The organism is Nocardiopsis sp. M1B1, from assembly GCF_052466615.1.
This window is the reverse complement of sequence record NZ_CP196194.1, coordinates 2,807,658-2,825,946: the sequence shown is the minus strand read 5'-3', so window position 1 is coordinate 2,825,946 and position 18,289 is coordinate 2,807,658. Positions and strand designations below refer to the sequence as shown.

The window sequence follows — 18,289 nt, the reverse complement described above, 5'->3', positions numbered from 1 at the left end:
CGACATGACCGCGACCGCCGCCGCCCCTCCGGAGCGGCCTGCCCAGCGCCCCGGCCCCCGCTGGTGGCAGCGCCCCTGGATCCTGCCCCTGGCCCTGTTCAGCGCGACCTTCCTGGTCTACGCCCTCCCGCCCTACCTCGGCCTGGACCCCGCCCAGGCGCGCGCGGACGTCCCCGAGGACGTCGCCTGGTACTACCCGCTGCTGGTCACCCACATCTTCGGCGGCTCCCTGCTGACGCTGCTGGTGATCCTCCAGGTGTGGCCGTGGCTGCGCGCCCGCCACCCGGCCGTCCACCGCTGGAGCGGCCGCGTCTACGTCCTGGCCGGAATCCCGCTCGTGGGCGTCCCCGGCCTGCTCATCGCCCCGCTCAGCGGCTTCGGCGCCAGCGTCCGGATCAGCAACCTCATCTGGGCCCTCCTGTGGCTGTCCTTCACCGTCATCGGGTACCGGATGGCGCGTCGGCGCCGCTTCGCCCCGCACCGCGAGTGGATGCTGCGCAGCTTCGCCCTCGTCTACGGCATCGCGTTCAGCCGGGTGCTCACCGTCGTGCTGGTCATGGTGAACATGCCCCGGCTGGAGAGCGAGTACGGCGGCGACACCGCGGCGCTGGGGCTGGCCATCGCCCCGGCCAACGCCTTCCTGTCCTGGATCGTGCCGCTGCTGCTGGTGGAGTGGTGGCTCAAGTACCGCCGCCCGCCCGGGCGGCGTCCGCGCGCCGCGGCCTGAAGCCCGCGCAAGGGCCTTCCCGCGGTACGGCCGCGGGAAGGGCCCCTTCCGTGTGTCAGCGGCGTGCGCGTCGGGCAGTGCCTCCGGAGGGGTCCCGTCCCGGTGCCTCCCCCGGGCCCGCGGCGTCCGGCCCTGCCGCGTCCGGGCGGCGTGCGCGGTCCCGGGCGCCCGCGTTCGACACCGCCCGCGTGGGACTGGAGGGACGCGTGAGCCTGTCTCTGTCGTCTCTTACGTCACCCACGTCACACCGCACATGCAACGGAAACGGCACCGGTGACCTACGCCACCCCCGGCACACACCCGGAGAAAACCGTCCGGACCTGCATCTTCTACCCGCGTTTCGGTTAGGGGATAATGCGATGATCATTGCGGGACACGTGTTCGTTAGGGTAGCCTCACTTAAGAGGCGCAGATGTACTCGTCCCCCGAAGGTCACTGCACTCACACGACCCCCGGACATGACGACATCGTGCGACGAAGGGCAGGTTCAGCGGTGACACCAGACCCGCTCGACGCGTTCCGCGACGCCTGTGCGCCGCTGAAGTTCGCGCCCCTGCCCGACCTGCTCTCCTTCGAGGAGCTCTCCGCCGTTCCCCGCGGCCGCGTGCGGTGGCACCAGGCGGGTGCCATGGCCGCGGACGGCTGGCTGCCGGTCCTGTACGACCGCCTCCGCAGCGAGCACGGCCCCGGCCACCGCCTCCCCGCCGCCACGAACTTCCTGCGGGTGACCCTGCGCGAGCCCATCTTCCTGGTCTCGGCCTCGCTGTACCTGACCGGGCGCGCCCCGCTGCTGAGCCCGGACACCCTCTACCTGCCCTGGGACTCGGGGCTGGCGCGCTTCGGCACGCCCGCCTCGGTCGGCACCCGCACGGCGGTCCTGCCGGACGACCCCGCCGTCGGCCACCCCGGCACCGTGGTCGCCGAGGACGAGGACGCCCAGCTGCGGATGGCCGCCGAGGCCCTGTTCGCCACGTTCGAGCCGATCATCGACGCCCTGCACGGGCACACGCGCTCGGGTAAGCGCACGCTGTGGGGCTGGGTCCTCGACACCCTGCACTTCTACATGCTCAACCCGGCCCGCTACCTGGGCCGCGACCCCGAACAGGCCTGGGATCTGGCCACCCGCCTGGGCGACGCGGTGGTCGCGGCGGGCGCGGTGACCCGCAGGCGCCCGCGCCTGTTCCCCTTCGCGCCCGACCACCCCCGCGGGACCTGGGCGGTGCGGGGCACCTGCTGCTTCGACTACAAGGGCGACCCGGAGCACGGGTACTGCACCACGTGCCCGCTCAAGTGCGACGGCGAGCGCCAGCAGGACCTGTCGGAGTGGCTGCGCGACCCGGCGCTGGCCCCCTGAGACCTCCCCCGGCGCCGCCCGGTCAGCTGACCGGCACCTCCACCGGTTCGCCGAAGAAGGGCGAGAAGACCACCGTCTCGGGCTCCACCTCGCCCTCCACCGTGATGACCCCCGAGACGCTCTGCCCGGGGGCGAGCGTGCGCGCTCCGATCTCGTCGGCGTCCATTCCGACGGCCTCGGAGGTGCTGTGCTGGTCGCCCCGGGCGTCCACGACCCGGAAGTAGAGCGGGTTGACCTCGACGTCCTCCTGGCCGGTGTTCGTCACCGACACGTCGATGCTGGTGTAGTCCCCTTCGGTGTAGAGCGGCCCGGGGTCGAAGTCGGCGGGTGAGGCGGTGAGCTCGACCCGGGGCCCGGCCGCCTCGCCGCCCTCCTGCCGGGACTCGGTCTCCTGCGCCGGGGGCTGCCTGTGGGCAGCCGCGAACAGGACGACGGTCGTGCACCCGGCGATGACGAACATCAGCAGCAGCAGGACGCCGCAGCCGATCCCGAGGATCTTGCCCCACGGGGTGGGTCTGGTCTCCGGCGGCCCGTAGCCGCCCTGGGGCGGGTAGCCCTGGCCCGCGCCGGACTCCGGTCCGTAGCCGTAGGCCTGTCCGTAGCCGCCGGTCTGCCCGTAACCGCCGGTCTGCCCCGGCGCGTACCCCGGCCCCTGTCCCGAGGGGTAGCCGCCCGCCGTGGCGTAGCCCGGCCCCTGACCAGAGCTGAAGTTGCCCGGGGGCCCGCCGGGGGGCTGCCCGCCCGCGCCGGTCGCGGGCCCGTCCGACTCCCCGTATCCGGGGGCGTAGCCCGCGTGTTCGTATCCGGCCTGGCCGGGACCGTTGGGCCCCTCGGAGAGTTCACCGGTCACCGGCTCGGGCGGCGCGCCCGTCGGGTGTCCGCCCGGGGGGACGTCCGCGGGGGCGCCTCCCCCGGCCGGGGGCTCCCCGTAGGCGTGGGCACCTGTGGAGGGAGGGCTCTCGTGACGGCCGTGCGGGGGTCGGCCCTCTCCGGGCGGCGTCTCCCGGTGGGGGAAGCGGTGCGGCGGTTCCCCCGGCGGCTGCGGCCCGCCCTCGATCGGGTCACCGGCATCGCCGGGACGCCACTCCTCCGGCGGACGGTGGTTCACCGGGTCCGGGTGCTGCCCCGACCGCTCCGGCGGCACACCCTCGGACTCCCGATCGGACACTGAGAACACCCCTCATGTCAGCGCGGTCCGCCCGCCGGTTCACCGCCGCCGGGCGCCTCACGCCTGCACGGTAACCGCGGGGACGGGTGCGCGCGTGGAGGTGACGGGGCGTTTTCGGTAATGCCCGGGCAAAGGGCGCACGACAGGGGCCGAGGGGCGCGGTCCGCCCACTCCGCGGCGGCGGGCGGACCGGCGGTCAGCCCGCTTCCCCGGCCCGCTCCCGCCGGTCCGCCCGGGCCAGCCGGGCGCGCACGGCGAGCACGAACACCGGCACGGTGAACACGGCCGCGAACAGGTTGAGGCCGCCGAAGCCCGCCTGGGCCAGCACCACACCCGACAGGGCGCCCGCCGCCGCGCCGCCCAGGTTCATCACCAGGTCGCTCACGCCCTGCACGCGGGGGCGCACGTCCGCGTCCAGGGACTCCGCCAGCAGCGCCGTCCCGGAGACCAGCCCGAACGACCACCCCAGCCCCAGCAGCACCAGCCCGACCGTCACCCTGGCCTCGTCGTGCCCGGCCGTGCCCGCCACCACCGCGGCGGCGACCAGGATCCCTTGACCGGCCAGCAGCACGGGCACCCGCCCGAACCGGTCGGTGAGCCACCCCACCACCGGGGACAGGGCGTACATACCGGCGATGTGCAGGGAGATGGTCAGGCCGATCACGGTCAGCGCCGCGCCGTGGTGGGACATGTGCACGGGGGTCATGGTCATGACCGCGACCATCACCGTGTGGCTGGCCACGATGCCCACGACAGCGAGCAGCGCCCCCGGGCTGGCCGCGACCACCCGCAGCGCCCCGGCCACCGACAGCCGGTCGCCGGAGGGGGCCGCGCCGCCGGAGGGGCGGCCCGCCGTGGCCGCGCGCAGCGGGTCCGGGCGCAGCAGGGCCAGGATCAGCAGCCCGCCCAGGACGAACCCGGTGGTGGTGAACAGCACCGGGCCCAGCAGGTCGGGCAGGCCGAACAGGTCGGCCACGCGCGCGCCGGGGCCGGTGAGGTTGGGGCCCGCCACCGAGCCGACGGTGGTCGCCCAGACCACGATCGACAGGTCCCGGCCGCGGCTGCGCTCGGAGGCCAGGTCGGCGGCGGCGTGGCGCGCCTGGAGGTTGGTGGCGGTCCCGGCGCCGACCAGGACCATGCCCGCGAGGAACAGCGCGAACGCCTCCAGCACCGTGGCGGCGATGACGACGGTGCCGCCGAGCGCGCCGAGCATCCAGCCCAGCGCGAGGCCGGGTCGGCGGCCGCGCCGGGCGGCCAGAGAGGCCAGGGGCAGGGCGAACACGGCGGCGCCCAGGGTGATCATGGTGGTGGCCATGCCGGACCAGGTGTCGGAACCGGTGAGTTCGAGGGCGATGAGCGCGCCCACCGCGATCATCGCGCCCATGCCCACGCCCCCGACGATCTGGGCGAGCATGAGGACCAGGACGGTGCGCCGCTGGAGCCGGGCCCGTTCCGGCTCGGTGAGGGGGTTCCCTGGCTGAGCGGTGTGTGTCGACACGCGTGCGTCCTCTGTTTGGTCCTACCAACGGAGGAATCCTAGTCAGAAGCGCGTTATATCCGCTATGTCGCAATACCCACCCTCGCGGACACCGCTCAGTGGCGTCCGTAGCGCCACCGCAGGAAGTCGTGCTCGCGCTCGACGTAGCGCATCTCCGAATACAGGGTGTGCGGGTCGCGCGCGCTGATGACGACGCCGCCCGCGGGGATCACGGGCCAGCACGCGAACGCCCAGAAACAGCGGGTGTAGGGACCCCACAGGACCACCCACGCACCCTGCTTCTGCCACTCGATGTGTTCGGCGATCCGGCGCTGTTCCTGCTCCCCAGTCCTGTCCATGCCGATGGTGGACATACCCGGCACGGGCGAGGGTGATCAGGCCGGAACCGGCCACGGCACCAGTGACCTGCGACCCTTGCCGAACACGGGATTCGGTCTCCCGGTTCGCAGGTTTCGGCCGCACGGAAGCGGGTCGGGGAGCCGCGCGGACGCCGCGTCCCCGCCCCGGAGGCGCGTCCCGCCTGCGAGGACGCCGGCCCCCGTACGGCGACGGTGCCCGCACCGACGCGGGGACGTCGGCGCGGGCACCGTGGGAGGTCCGACGGGCGGGGCCGGGGTCGGCGCTCCGGTTCCGGGGGGCCGGGTTCAGCGCCCGGAGACCAGTGTGCTGCCCGGCACCGGCTCGGCCGGGTCGTCGCCCAGGGAGATGACCCTGTTGTCGCGGTCCACGTGCACGATGTGCGGGACGTGCTCGGCCCGCTCGGCCTCGGTGAGCTGGGCGTAGGAGATGATGATGACCAGGTCGCCGGGGCTGACCAGCCGGGCGGCGGCGCCGTTGATGCCGATGACGCCGGTACCGCGTTCTCCGGTGATCGCGTAGGTGACCAGCCGGGCGCCGTTGTCGATGTCGACGATGTGGACCTGCTCGCCGTCGACGATGTCGGCGGCGTCCATCAGGTCGGCGTCGATCGTGACCGACCCGACGTAGTGCAGGTCGGCCTGCGTGACCGTGGCGCGGTGGATCTTGCCGTTGATGAGGGTGCGCAGCACTGCTCAAGCCTCGTTTCAGGTGTCTTGCGAACTACAGGCCCAAGGGTCCCGTGTCTCTCCATGATGACCCCCTCCGGGTGCCGCTCCGGCCACCGGGGTACGCCATCGCGTCCAACAGCGCCCGCGGCCGGGGTGTTCCGCGTGTGGCGTGCGCCACCCGGGCGCTCTCCCGTGTCCGCGCGCCCCCACCGCCCCCTTCGCTGAAGGGGAGACGTCTGCGGCGTTCGCGCTCACCCGCCGGGGTCGCTGGGGCACAATGGGACCGCGCCTGCCCGGACCTCCCTGAGCCCCCGGGCGGTCGCCGCACGCCGCGCCCCGCCCCGTGCCGGGGACGCCGCGGCCGGTGTCGGGACGAGGGGGTTGGTGGCGGTGGACCACAACGGCGGTCGGACCACGGCGGACCCGGTGCGCCGGGCCACCATGCGCGACGTCGCGGCACTGTCCGGGGTGAGCCTCAAGACGGTCTCGCGCGTGGTCAACGACGTCTCCACCGTCTCCGAGGAGCTGCGCGACCGCGTCATGCGGGCCGTCGCGCAGCTGGACTTCCGGCCGAACCTGGCCGCCTCCAGCCTGCGCCGCACCGACGGCGCCACCCGCCAGATCGCCCTGCTGCTGGAGAACGTGGCCAACCCCTTCTCCGCCACGCTGAGCCGGGCGGTGGAGAACGTGGCCCGCGAGCACGGCACCCTGGTCCTCTCCGGAAGCCTGGACGAGGACCCCCGGCGCGAGCTGGAGCTGGTGCGGGCCGCCACCCTGCACCGGGTGGACGGCATCCTGCTGGTCCCGGCCGCGCCCGACCACGGCTACCTGCACCGCGAGATCCGCACCGGCACCCCGGTGGTGTTCGCCGACCGCCCGCCGCGCGGCCTGGACGCCGACGCGGTCATGGCCGCCAACGCCGAGGGGGCCCGCGAGGCGGTGCTGCACCTGGCCGACCACGGGCACACCGAGATCGCCTTCCTGGGCCACGAGCGCGGCGTCAGCACGGCGGGCGAGCGCCTGACCGGCTACCGGGCCGCCCTGGCCGAGCGGGGCCTGCCCGAGCGCCCAGGGCGCGTGGTGTGCGACCTGGGCGGCTCCGCAGCGGCGGCGCGGGCGGCCCGTGCGCTGCTGGACTCCGCGCACCCGCCCACGGCGCTGTTCACCGCCCAGAACCTGCTGACCATCGGCGCCATCCAGGCCCTGCAGGAACGCGGCCTGCACGAGCGCGTCGCGGTGGTGGGCTTCGACGACTTCCCCATGGCCGACCTGCTCACGCCCCGGGTGACCGTGATCGCCCAGGACGTGATGCGGATCGGCGCCCTGGCGGTGCGGCGGCTCTTCGCGCGCATCGCGGGCGACGACGGCCCGCCCCGCGAGGAGCGGGTACCCACCGCGCTCGTCGTGCGCGGGTCCGGGGAGATCCCCCCGCCGGACCCGCGTTGACTGCCCTCCCGGGCCCGCCCCTCCCGTCGCGGCCGTGCAGCCGCCTGACCCACCGGCGACGGTCCCGGCCGGTGCGCTAGGTGAGCGAGGAGTAGGCCACCACTCCGCGCCGCACCAGGTCACCGGCCTTGCGCGCGGTGGTGCGCACCTCGGCGTCGCCGCTGGCCCCGGCGATCTGGCCGAGCATGTCCACCAGCATCTTGGCGGTGCGCACGAAGTCGCCGGCGGGCATGTCGGCCTGGCGCAGGATGGCGTCCAGCCGGTCGCCGCCCGCCCACCGGTGCGCCGTCCACACGAAGCCCAGGTCGGGCTGGCGCAGGAACGACACCCGGTGCCGGGACTCGACCTCCGACAGATCGCCCCACAGGCGCACCATCTCCGCGAGCGTCTCGTCCACCCGCCCGCCGGGCAGGCGCGGATAGGCGTCGTCGCCCCGGCGCGCCTCGTAGACCAGCGAGGCGGCGCAGGCGGCCAGTTCGACCGGGGTCAGCCCCTTCCACAGGCCGCGGCGCAGGCACTCGGCCACGAGCAGGTCCAGTTCGGAGTAGACCTTGGCCAGCCGCGACCCGTCGTCGGAGACGCTGTCGCCCTCCAGGTACCCCAGGTCGTCCAGCACCCCGCACACGCGGTCGAAGGTGCGGGAGATGACGTGCGAGCGCCCCTCCACCCGGCGGCGCAGGCCGTCGGTCTCCCGGCGCAGGCGGAAGTAGCGCTCGGCCCAGCGGGCGTGGTCCTCGCGGTCGGCGCACCCGTGGCAGGGGTGCTGGCGCATCTCCCCGCGCAGGCGCAGCACCTCGGAGTCCTCCCCCGCGTCGCGCGAACCGCGTTCGTAGACGGGGTCGGTGCCGCGCTCCTTGAGCTTGTTGCGCAGCGTGGAGACCAGGTCCTGGCGCGAGCGCGGCGACTTGGCCGAGAACGACTTGGGCACGCGGATACGCCCGGAGGGGTGCACCGGCACGGTGAAGTCGCTGGCGTTGACCCGCTTGACCTGCTTGTCCACGGTGAGCACCAGGGGCGCGGGCAGGTCGTGGCGCAGCCCCGGGTCCAGCACGACCGCGTGCCCGGAGTAGCGGCCCGAGGGGATGCGGATGATGTCGCCGGTGCGCAGCTTCTCCAGGCTCTCCAGGGCCTCGTCGCGGCGCCGGGCCGAACGGTTCTTGGAGAGCATGGACTCGCGGTCGCTCAGGGCGCGGCGCAGCGCGGCGTACTCCATGAAGTCGCCCAGGTGGCACTCGGCCGCCTGGGCGTAGCCCTCCAGGGCCTCCTCGCTCTTGCGCAGCTGTTTGACCAGGCCCACGACGGCGCGGTCGGCCTGGAACTGGGCGAAGGACGCCTCCAGCATGTTGCGGCTGCGCTGGCGGCCGACCTGGCCGACCAGGTTCACCGCCATGTTGTAGGAGGGCTGGAAGCTGGAGTTGAGGGGGTAGGTGCGGGTGCCCGCGAGGCTGGCCACCGACTCGGGGTCGGTCCCGGCCTGCCACACGACCACCGCGTGGCCCTCCACGTCGATGCCGCGCCGCCCGGCGCGTCCGGTGAGCTGCGTGTACTCGCCGGGGGTGAGCTGGGCGTGGGTCTCGCCGTTCCACTTGTCGAGTTTCTCGATGACCACCGTGCGCGCGGGCATGTTGATGCCCAGGGCCAGGGTCTCGGTGGCGAACACCGCGCGGATGAGGCCGCGCGAGAACAGGTGCTCGACGATCTCCTTGAAGGCGGGCAGCATCCCGGCGTGGTGGGAGGAGATGCCCGCCTCCAGGGCGCGCAGCCACTGCTCGAAGCCGAGCACGGCCAAGTCGGCGGGCGGGATGTCGGCGCACCGCGTCTCGGCGTACTCGCGGATCTCGTCGGCCTCCTCCGGGCTGGTGAGCACCAGCCCGGCCGCCAGGCACTGGCGGACGGCGTCGTCGCACCCCGCCCGGCTGAAGATGAAGGTGATCGCGGGCAGCAGGCCGTCGTCGTCCAGCTCCTCGATGATGGTGGGCCGCGAGGGCGGCGCGAACCGCGAGCGCGGGCGCACGTTGCCGCGGGCCCGCGACTGCGGGTGGCGGCGCCGGTTGGCCAGCTGGGTGACGCGCGAGTCCTCCTCGGCGAACCGGGTCAGCCGGGGGTTGATCCGCAGCTTCTGCCCGCCGACCTCGATCTCGCGGGGCTGCCAGCCCTGGCGGCGGCGCTCGCGCCTTCGCTTCTTGGCGCGCCCGGTGGAGCCCTCCCGCCCCTCCCCGTCCTCGGACCCGGGGTCGGCGTCCTCCTCCATGTCCACGAACAGGTCGTGGACGCGGTTGCCGACCATCACGTGCTGCCACAGCGGCACGGGCCGCTTCTCGTCCACGATGACGGTGGTGTCGCCGCGCACCTGCTGGAGCCACTCGCCGAACTCCTCGGCGTTGCTGACGGTGGCCGAGAGGGCGACCATGCGCACCGACTCGGGCAGGTGGATGATCACCTCCTCCCAGACCGCGCCGCGGAAGCGGTCGGCGAGGTAGTGCACCTCGTCCATCACCACGTAGGCCAGCCCGCCGAGGGTGGCCGAGCCCTCGTAGAGCATGTTGCGCAGCACCTCGGTGGTCATGACCACCACGGGCGCCTCGCCGTTGACGCTGTTGTCACCGGTCAGCAGGCCGACCTGGTCGGCTCCGTAGCGCTTGACGAGGTCGTTGTACTTCTGGTTGGACAGCGCCTTGATGGGCGTGGTGTAGAAGCACTTGGTGCCCTCGCCCAGAGCCAGGTGTACGGCGAACTCGCCCACCACGGTCTTGCCGGAGCCGGTCGGCGCGGCCACCAGCACCCCGTGGCCGTTCTCCAGCGCCTTGCAGGCCCGGATCTGGAAGGGGTCGAACTCGAACCCGTAGAGGCCCTGGAAGGCCTCGATGGCGGCGCTGGAGGACCCCTGGCGCCGACGGAAGGCGGCGTACCGCTCAGCGTGACTACTCATATGGCCTCCAGCCTATGAGGTCAGCTCCAACATCTCGACCGCTTTGGGCGCCACCTCGCAGACCAGGGGCGCCTCCCCGATACGTTCACCGTCGGCGTAGGCGACGCCGGTCGCGCCGCGGATGGTGACGGTGCGACCGCGTTCGACCACCACCTCGTCGAGGCCGGTGTGGCTGCCGTTGAAGACGCGGGGGAACACGCTCAGGAAGCGGCCGATCGGCGCCTGGCGGACGAAGACCACGTCGAGGATGCCGTCGTCGGGGACGGCGTCGGGGCACACGTGCATGCCGCCGCCGTAGGCGCTGGTGTTGCCGACCGCGACGAGCATCCCCGGCTCGGCGATGCGGCGCCCGTCCACCTCGATGTCGTAGTCGATGGGGCGGAAGGAGCGCAGCTCGGCCAGGATTCCGGCCACGTACCCGACACGGCCGATCCGGTGGCGGAAACCGTTGACGCGCTCGTTGACCCGGGCGTCGAAGCCGCAGGCCAGGACGCTGAGGAAGTAGCGCTGGGTGCCGTCGGCCAGGGTCAGGCGCACGGCGTCGGCGGGGCGGGTGCGCCCTCGCAGGATCGCCTCGGCCACGTTCCCGGCCGACCCTCTCGGGCGGCCGAAGGCGCGGGCGATGTCGTTGCCGGTCCCGGTGGGGATCACGGCCAGCGGGACCCCGGTGCCCACCACCGCCTGGAGGGCCTGGTGGACGAGGCCGTCGCCGCCCACGGCCACGAGCGCGTCGGGACGGTCGGAGGCGGCCAGGCGGGCCATGCGGCGGCTGTCGGCGGCCGAGCGGCCGGTGTACACGTGCACGCGGGCCCCCGCCTCGCGCAGCGCCTCCTTGAGGCGGACCGCGACGACGGCCGCGCGGCGCCGCCCGGAGTCGGGATTGACCAGGAGGGCGATGTGTGGGGGCATGGGAGTCCTAGCGGGAACGGGGGCGCGGGGCGCGCCGGGGCGCCTCGTGCCCGGTGCGCTCGTCTCCCGTCGGCCACGGGGGCGGGAACGGCGCGCGGCGGTGTGGCTGCGGGCTTCCCGGCCCGGACCTCGGGCCCTGCCGGGGTACCCGCTCGGTCACACTACCCACACCGGCCCCGCCGCCGCACCAGCCGGCCACCAGGTTTCTGGCGGCCCCGCGCGGGCCCCGCCGTGCCGACCGAGGGCCCCGGATTTCGGTCGTACCGGATCACGCGCCCGTGCAACCGCCGAGGCGAGGACCCGGCCCCGGCCAGCGAGGCGGCCTCAGCTCCCGGCGGTGTGGGGACGCGCGGTGCCGTACTCCTCGGGGGTCATGATCCTGCCCTCCAGCGTCGGCTGCGCGGCCGACCGCCGGGGCTGGGGCTGCGCGGCGGCCCGCTGCGGCTCGGCGGGCCGCGCGCCGTCGGCGTCGTCGTGCATGCCCTTGGTCTCGGCCTTGAGGATGCGGGCGCTGCGGCCCAGGGAGCGCGCCAGGTCCGGGAGCTTCTTGGCTCCGAACAGCAGTAGCGCGATGACCAGGAGGATCAGGATCTCACGTGCCCCGAAACCCATCGTTCTCACTTCCTTCTTCCGCGGCGTGCCCCGTGGCACGGCCTCCTCGGCTCGGGTGCCCGGTCCCCCGGGTCCACGGCCGCTCGACTCAACGATGAACCACGCGTGCGGCGCCTGTCATCCGGGGGGCTGGAAACGGTACCCCATGCCGGGCTCGGTGATGAGGAACCGCGGCGCCTTGGGGTCGGGTTCGAGCTTCTTACGCAGTTGGGAGACGTACAGGCGCAGGTAACCGGTGTCGGTGACGTGCTCGGAACCCCACACGTCCGCCAGCAGCCGCTGGCGTGTGACGAGCTTGCCCGCGTGGCGCATGAGGATCTCCAGGATGCGCCACTCGGTGGGGGTCAGCCGCACGCCCTCCATCCCCGAGCCGCCCTCGCGGGTCACGGTCCGGGCCGACAGGTCCACGGTCAGCTCCCCCAGCCTGACGAGCGGTTCGGCGTCGCCGCCAGCGCCCCGGCGGGTCAGGGCCCGCACCCGCGCCAGGAACTCGTCGATGGCGAAGGGGTGATGGTGCCGGTCTTGTCGAGCAGCAGGGTGCTCACGTCCCCGGCGGCCTCCACGGCCCGGCCGGACACGGCCAGGACGTTGCGGCGCACGAGCCGGTCCATTCCGGCGATGCCCACGGCCGGGAGCAGGGCGCCGATGGTGGTGGGGATGAGGCACACCAGGAGGGCGACCAGGACGGGCACGCTCACCGGCGCGCCCACGTGGGCGGCGATCGGGCTCAGGGTGAGCGCGACGACCACGAAGACGACCGACAGGCTCGCCAGCAGGATGTTGAGCGCGATCTCGTTGGGGGTGCGCTGACGCGAGGCGCCCTCGACCAGGGAGATCATCCGGTCCACGAAGGTCTCCCCCGGCCGGGAGGTGACGCGCACCACGATCCGGTCCGACAGCACCCGGGTGCCGCCGGTCACGGCGCTGCGGTCGCCGCCGGACTCGCGGACCACGGGGGCCGACTCGCCGGTGATCGCCGACTCGTCCACCGAGGCGATGCCCCAGACGACGTCGCCGTCGCCGGGGACGAGTTCACCGGCCGAGACCACCACGACGTCGCCGAGGGCCAGCTCGGAGGAGGCGACCGGATGCGTCGCGGCGTGCTCGGCGGAGGGGTCGGCCGCGGGGTCGTAGTCGCGGACCCGGTTGGCCGTGGTGCTGGTGCGCGTGCGGCGCAGGCTGTCGGCCTGGGCCTTGCCGCGCCCCTCGGCCACCGACTCGGCCACGTTCGCGAACAGGACGGTCAGCCACAGCCAGACGGCGATGGCCCCGGTGAACCCGGCCGGGACCGGGGAGCCGCCGGAGGGCTCGGGGCCGCCGAGGAAGGGCTCGGCGACCGCCAGGACGGTGGTGAGCGCCGCGCCCGCCTCGACGACGAACATGACGGGGTTGTGCCGCATCGACCTGGGGTCGAGCTTGCGCAGCGCGCCGGGCAGGGCCGCGGCGAGCTGGCGGGGGCCGAAGGTCCGCCGGGGTCTGCCCGGGCCGGTGCCGGAACCGTCGCCGGAACCGGGGACTTCGGCGGTCGTCCGGTCGGTGCCGGAGGTGTGCGATGTCAGGGACACGGTGTTCACAGTCCTTCCGCCAGGGGGCCCAGCGCGAGAACGGGGAAGTAGGTCAGGGCGGTCACCAGGCCGGTGACGCCCACGAGCAGGCCGACGAACTGCGGCCGGTGGGTGGGCAGGGTCCCCGGTGTGGCGGGCACCCTGTCCTGGGCGGCGAGGGAGCCCGCCAGGGCCAGGACGAACACGACGGGCACGAACCGGCCCAGCAGCATGGCCACGCCCAGGGCGGTGTTGAACCAGGGCGTGTCGGCGGTCAGCCCCGCGAAGGCGGAGCCGTTGTTGTTGGAGGCCGACGTGAACGCGTACAGCACCTCCGAGAGCCCGTGCGGGCCGGGGTTGAGGAGGGAGGTGGCCACGACGTCGGCGCGCACTGCGGGGACGGCGAAGCTCAGCGCCGTACCGGCCAGCACCAGGGTCGGGGTGACCAGGATGTACAGGCTGGCGAGCTTGACCTCCCGCGGCCCGAGCTTCTTGCCCAGGTACTCGGGGGTGCGCCCGACCAGCAGGCCGCCGACGAACACCGCCAGGACGGCCAGCACGAGCATCCCGTACAGGCCCGAGCCCACGCCGCCCGGCGCGACCTCGCCGAGCATCATGTTGACCATGGGCATCATGCCGCCCAGCGCGGTGTAGGAGTCGAACATCGAGTTCACCGCACCGGTCGAGGTCAGCGTGCTCGCCGACCCGAACAGGGTGGAGGCGTACACGCCGAACCGCTGCTCCTTGCCCTCCCAGGCGGCCCCGGCCGCCTCGGGCGCGGTGCCCGCGCCGTGGGCCTCCAGGAGGGTGAGCGCGGTCAGGGAGGCGGTGAACAGGACGGCCATGGCGGCGAGGACCGCGTAGCCCTGCCGGTGGCTGCCCACCATCCGCCCGAAGGCGCGCGGCAGGGAGAACGGGATGACCAGCATGAGCACGGTCTGGAACAGGCTGGTCCAGGGAGCCGGGTTCTCGAAGGGGTGCGCCGAGTTGGCGTTGAAGAACCCGCCCCCGTTGGTGCCCAGGATCTTGATGGCCTCCTGCGAGGCGACCGGACCGCCGGGGACGGTCTGGACGGCGCCGCTGAGGGTGGCGGCCTCAGTGAAGCCGTTGAGGTTCTGCACCACGCCGCCCGTGACGAGCACCAGGGCGGCCAGCAGGGACACGGGGAGCAGGAGGCGCAGCGTGCCGCGGGTCAGGTCCACCCAGAAGTTGCCGATCGTGCCCGAACGGCGGCGGGCGAAGCCGCGGACGAGGGCGACCGCGACGGCGATCCCCGTGCTCGCCGACACGAAGTTCTGGACGGCGAGCCCGGCGAACTGGACGGTGTAGCCCAGGGTCAGTTCCGGCGAGTAGGACTGCCAGTTGGTGTTGGTCACGAACGAGGCGGCCGTGTTGAAGGCCAGCCCCTCGGGGACCGGCGGCAGGCCCAGTGCGTGGGGCAGGACGTGCTGGAGGCGCTGGAGCAGGTAGAGCAGGACCAGGCCCACGGCCGAGAAGGCGAGCACGGCGCGCAGGTAGGCGGGCCAGGACTGCTCGGAGCGGGGGTCCACGCCGACCAGGCGGTAGAACCCGCGCTCGACCCGCAGGTCCTTGGGCGAGGTGAAGACCCGGGCCGTGTAGTCGCCCACCGGCCGGTACAGCAGGGCCAGGATCAGGGCGAGGGCAACGACGGGCAGGGCGGCGACGGGCAGGGCCGCGAGGAGCACCGTCATCAGAACCACTCCGGTCTGACGAGGGCGCACACGAGGTAGGCGATCGCGGCCACCGCGAGCGCGGCGGCCAGGAGGTCGAGGACGATCACAGCTTCTCGACCCCCCGGCCGATCACGCCCACGAGCGCGAACACGGCGAGGGCGCCGAGGAGATAGACGGCGTCGAGCACGGCGGGACTCCAGGGAAGGCGCGGGCGGGTGCGTCCTCCAGGGCGGAAGACGCGGGCCCCGAAGGACCCCGAAGCCATGCAAGACCCCGCGAAAGCGGACGGAGCGCGTCCTAACGGTTTCCATGCGGGCGGGGCGCGAACGCTAACGGAGTCCCTACACCTCGGTGTCTCGGGGGAGGTGGGGCAGGGCGGGGCGGGGCGGTTGGGAAGGGTCGGTCCGGGAGGGTCGGTCCGGGGGCGGGGCAGGAGGGGGCGGGGCGGGTTGGGATGGGACGGGGGTGGGCGGTTTTTCTGGAGGTACTGGGTTTTCCACAGGCGGGGGTTGGGGGTGGTCGTGGGTGGTGTGGTGATGGTTTCCTGGAAATAGGGGGGATCCCACCCACGGATGTTTCGGCATGCCCTGAAACTCTCGGCGCTCAATAAGGAAAATGGGTTGAGGGGTAGGGAGGGACCGCCATCAGGCCTCTCCCCTACGCCGTTCCTGTTGGGGGTTGTTGGCGGCAACGAAAGCGCGCCAGCTGCCGCGAAATGGCAAGGTTCGCGGAAAACGGTGGGCGCCGGGTGGGGGTGTGGGCCCCGACGAAAAGCGGCACCAAAGGCAGGAGCAACCACCGGAGGGCGACCAACGCCCGGGGTGTGAGGGTGGTCGGACTCTGCTGCGTCGGCACCAACGGCAAGCAGGCCCTCCGGCCTAGGGCAACGCTTCCGACTCCCGTGGTCGGCGCGGGCGACGATCGCGCCAACGGCAAGAGGCCATTCTGGGCGCGCCTTTTCGGACACCCTTTAACCCAACCCAATTTCAGTCAACGAAAAAGTGGCCCCCGGGAAGAAAAGTCGGCAATTGATGCTGTGAATAGTGGAGAAAAGGCGGGCGCTCGCCTATAATAAGAAGTATGGAGATGATGATCACAGCGCCCAAGGCGGCCCCCGGGGAATGTTCCCCGGCCGTGGCCGCGCTGGCCGGTGCGCGCGAAATCATCGACCAGGCGCTAAATGTCGAAGTGCCGCCCGGGGCGGACGAGGCCGCCGCTGAGGAGGTCGCGGCGCTGTGGGCCCAGCTGGACCAGATCCGGTACCAGGCTCTGGCGAGGATGGCGCGCCTGTACGCGCGCGGTGCGGTGGCCCGCTACAGCGGCTACTCCACGTTGGACAAGTGGTTGGTGCACCACGGCAAGCTGCCCACCGCCCAAGCGAAGGATTTGGCGCGGCTGGCCCAGCACGTACACGAGGAGACCCTGCCTGTCACCGCCCAGGCCGTAGCCGAGGGCACCGTGGGGTTGGGTGAGGCGGTGGTGATCGCCAAGGTCACCGACAAAGCCGTCCAGACTCGCGACGAGGACCATTTTCCCGATCAGGGGGAGTACCGGCAGGGGTTCGAAGCGGCGTTGGTAGCCGCGAAGGCGGAACGGCCTGCGTTGTCGGTCAACCAGCTCCAGGCGGTGGCCCGCCAGGTCGCGCATCGTTTGGACCCCCACCGCCTGGACCGCGACCACGAGGCGGCTCACGCCGCCCGTGGTTTGAGCTTGCATGAGACTTTCCAGGGCAGCTACCAGTTGCAGGCCTGGGGCGGGTCCGGGGATGCGTTGGTCGTGCGCGCGGCCATCGAGACCTTCGACGCCCCGCTCTCGGACGAGGACACACGCAGTCGTGCGCAGCGTGAGCATGACGCGCTGATCGCGGCACTGCGTTTTGCCACCACCCACACCGGGTGCGACAACACTCCCGCTCCGCTGGCGCAGATCCGCATCGTCGTGCCGGTGCAGACCTACCTGAACGCTCAGGGTCAGGAGGTTCCGGCGCTGGACGAGAACGGTCGGGTGATTCCGGCCGGTGTGGTGCACGAACTTGCCGCCGACTCTGAGGTCGTGCGGATGCTCACCGCCCCACCCACCGGACAGGTCCTGGACGTGGGCCACAGCCGACGGCTGGCCTCAGCCCGCCAGCGCACCGCCGCCTTCCACGGGCACACCACCTGCGCCCACCCGGGCGGATGTGAGGTGCCGGTGGCGTTCTGCCAGGCCGATCATGTGCAGTCCTTCTCCCGAGGCGGGCGCACGGTGGTGGCCAACCTGCAACCGCTGTGCGGGCCGCATAACCGGGCCAAGTACCAACGCGAACTCCGCACACACCAACAGCAGGGACGGGGACGAGATCATCCGCCCGACAGAATTCCGGTTCCGCCGCCCCGGGAGTGACCCCGGCCGGGCCGGTCCCCGGCATGCCCGCGCCCGACAGGCGGCCCGGGCCCCGCCGCCAGCCGTCGTCGCTGCCACCGTCGCCCGCCTTCGCCACGGGGGCCGGTAGCGCTGCCCAAGGCCGGAGGGCCCGCTCGCCTTTGGTGCCAACGCAGCAAAGCCCCACCACGCGCGAACAGCAAGCGTTGGTCGCCCTCCCGGGCCATTTCGCGGCAGCAGGCGCCGCTACCTGCGGCCACCATCAGCAGGTGGGGCGTTGAACGGCGCCCCCAGACACCCGCTGCCTTTGGTGCCAACGCAGCAGAGGCCGACCATCTCCCAACCCCGGGCGTTAGTCACCCTCCCGCACCACTTCGCGGCAGCAGACGCCACCGCCGGAGCGAGCAACCACGCGCGCACAGCAAGCGTTGACCGCCTGCCTCATGCCCGCGACCGCTCCGGGGCGCTCCGGGGCGGCTCCCCTCAACAACCTAGTAACCGTTCTCCTCGCACCAGTCCGCGATCAGCGACACCGCCTCCTGCGGCTGGTCGTAGTTGTCGTTGTAGATCTGGAGCACCTCGTCGTCGATCGCGGGCGCCGCCGCCACCGCCATCAGAGCCAGCCGCTCCCCGCTCTCCGCGAGCTGGACGGCGCCGTCCTCCCGGGCTTGGGCCGCTTCGATGGCTCTGCCGCAGACGTCGGCAGTGGCGTCCTCCTCGGAACCGGCCGCCGCGGACTCCGAGGACGAAGGGGAAGGTGAGGAAGACGGGGACGGCGTCACCGCCTCCGCAGCCGAGGGCGACAGGGAAGAGGAAGGAGCGGCACCGTCGTCAGCGCCTCCGTCGGTGCCCGCGCACGCCGTCACCGCCGCGAGCAGGAGGACCGCGGTAAGGAATCGCACCATCACGCACCTTCCGAGTCGGGAGGACCGCCCGGGCACGGCTCACTGAGGGCCGTGACCATGCGCGTCGGGTCGGCCACAGGATGGGGACAAGATTAGGCACGCCCCACGGTCGGC

Annotated in this window: 16 protein-coding genes and 1 pseudogene; 4 read left to right on the top strand and 13 right to left on the bottom strand. The window is 73.0% G+C overall.

Annotated elements, in window-relative coordinates; translation table 11 throughout:
• The first annotated feature begins 4 nt into the window (after window positions 1-4).
• Both ACSTA4_RS12070 and ACSTA4_RS12065 read left to right on the top strand, forming a co-directional pair.
• The gene (locus ACSTA4_RS12070; RefSeq protein ID WP_444963595.1) at window positions 5-727 is read left to right on the top strand and encodes a DUF2306 domain-containing protein; all 723 of its coding nucleotides are present in this window, start codon (window positions 5-7) and stop codon (window positions 725-727) included.
• A gap of 493 nt (window positions 728-1,220) precedes the next feature.
• Entirely contained in the window at window positions 1,221-2,081 is an 861-nt protein-coding gene (locus tag ACSTA4_RS12065) for a (2Fe-2S)-binding protein (protein ID WP_248769987.1), read from the top strand.
• Between the two features lie 22 nt (window positions 2,082-2,103).
• Here the strand turns inward: ACSTA4_RS12065 and ACSTA4_RS12060 are convergent, their stop codons facing one another.
• From ACSTA4_RS12060 to panD, 4 genes are all read right to left on the bottom strand, one after another.
• A complete protein-coding gene (locus tag ACSTA4_RS12060) occupies window positions 2,104-3,249 on the bottom strand; it encodes a DUF4352 domain-containing protein (RefSeq protein ID WP_444963594.1) in 1,146 nt (381 codons plus the stop codon).
• A gap of 196 nt (window positions 3,250-3,445) precedes the next feature.
• Window positions 3,446-4,747 (bottom strand): MFS transporter, encoded by a 1,302-nt coding sequence (locus tag ACSTA4_RS12055; RefSeq protein WP_444963593.1) that lies wholly within the window; start codon window positions 4,745-4,747, stop codon window positions 3,446-3,448.
• 95 nt (window positions 4,748-4,842) lie between these two features.
• A complete protein-coding gene (locus tag ACSTA4_RS12050) occupies window positions 4,843-5,100 on the bottom strand; it encodes a hypothetical protein (RefSeq protein WP_212640329.1) in 258 nt (85 codons plus the stop codon).
• A 291-nt stretch (window positions 5,101-5,391) separates the two neighbouring features.
• Entirely contained in the window at window positions 5,392-5,796 is a 405-nt protein-coding gene (panD, locus tag ACSTA4_RS12045) for an aspartate 1-decarboxylase (RefSeq protein WP_444963592.1), read from the bottom strand.
• Window positions 5,797-6,216: 420 nt separating this feature from the next.
• On the opposite strand from panD, the gene ACSTA4_RS12040 reads away from it, so the two are divergent.
• Window positions 6,217-7,221 (top strand): LacI family DNA-binding transcriptional regulator, encoded by a 1,005-nt coding sequence (locus ACSTA4_RS12040; protein ID WP_444964154.1) that lies wholly within the window; start codon window positions 6,217-6,219, stop codon window positions 7,219-7,221.
• Window positions 7,222-7,297: 76 nt separating this feature from the next.
• On the opposite strand, the gene ACSTA4_RS12035 is transcribed toward ACSTA4_RS12040, so the two are convergent.
• From ACSTA4_RS12035 to ACSTA4_RS12000, 8 genes and pseudogenes are all read right to left on the bottom strand, one after another.
• Entirely contained in the window at window positions 7,298-10,150 is a 2,853-nt protein-coding gene (locus ACSTA4_RS12035) for a DEAD/DEAH box helicase (protein ID WP_444963591.1), read from the bottom strand.
• 12 nt (window positions 10,151-10,162) lie between these two features.
• The gene (locus ACSTA4_RS12030; RefSeq protein WP_444963590.1) at window positions 10,163-11,059 is read right to left on the bottom strand and encodes a diacylglycerol/lipid kinase family protein; all 897 of its coding nucleotides are present in this window, start codon (window positions 11,057-11,059) and stop codon (window positions 10,163-10,165) included.
• Window positions 11,060-11,383: 324 nt separating this feature from the next.
• Complete coding sequence (tatA, locus tag ACSTA4_RS12025; protein WP_444963589.1) at window positions 11,384-11,671, bottom strand: Sec-independent protein translocase subunit TatA; 288 nt, start codon at window positions 11,669-11,671, stop codon at window positions 11,384-11,386.
• Window positions 11,672-11,788: 117 nt separating this feature from the next.
• Window positions 11,789-12,148, bottom strand: coding sequence for a winged helix-turn-helix domain-containing protein (locus ACSTA4_RS12020; protein ID WP_444963588.1), 360 nt, complete (start codon window positions 12,146-12,148; stop codon window positions 11,789-11,791).
• A gap of 29 nt (window positions 12,149-12,177) precedes the next feature.
• Window positions 12,178-13,245 (bottom strand): annotated as a pseudogene (locus ACSTA4_RS12015) (HAD-IC family P-type ATPase); the annotation flags it as partial.
• A complete protein-coding gene (gene kdpA / locus ACSTA4_RS12010) occupies window positions 13,242-14,927 on the bottom strand; it encodes a potassium-transporting ATPase subunit KdpA (RefSeq protein WP_444963587.1) in 1,686 nt (561 codons plus the stop codon). The pseudogene ACSTA4_RS12015 and the gene kdpA, both read right to left, overlap by 4 nt.
• Entirely contained in the window at window positions 14,927-15,016 is a 90-nt protein-coding gene (locus tag ACSTA4_RS12005; RefSeq protein ID WP_017564843.1) for a potassium-transporting ATPase subunit F, read from the bottom strand. The genes kdpA and ACSTA4_RS12005 overlap by 1 nt, the downstream gene beginning before the upstream one ends.
• On the bottom strand, window positions 15,013-15,174 hold the full coding sequence (locus ACSTA4_RS12000; RefSeq protein ID WP_444963586.1) for a hypothetical protein: 162 nt from the start codon (window positions 15,172-15,174) through the stop codon (window positions 15,013-15,015). Before ACSTA4_RS12000 ends, ACSTA4_RS12005 begins: the two co-directional genes overlap by 4 nt.
• Window positions 15,175-15,998: 824 nt before the next feature.
• Between ACSTA4_RS12000 and ACSTA4_RS11995 the strand changes: the two genes are divergently transcribed.
• The gene (locus ACSTA4_RS11995) at window positions 15,999-17,291 is read left to right on the top strand and encodes a DUF222 domain-containing protein (RefSeq protein ID WP_444964153.1); all 1,293 of its coding nucleotides are present in this window, start codon (window positions 15,999-16,001) and stop codon (window positions 17,289-17,291) included.
• A gap of 470 nt (window positions 17,292-17,761) precedes the next feature.
• Here ACSTA4_RS11995 and ACSTA4_RS11990 read toward each other — a convergent pair whose 3' ends face one another.
• Window positions 17,762-18,175, bottom strand: a complete 414-nt coding sequence (locus ACSTA4_RS11990) for a hypothetical protein (RefSeq protein ID WP_444963585.1) — start codon at window positions 18,173-18,175, stop codon at window positions 17,762-17,764.
• Between the last annotated feature and the right edge of the window lie 114 nt (window positions 18,176-18,289).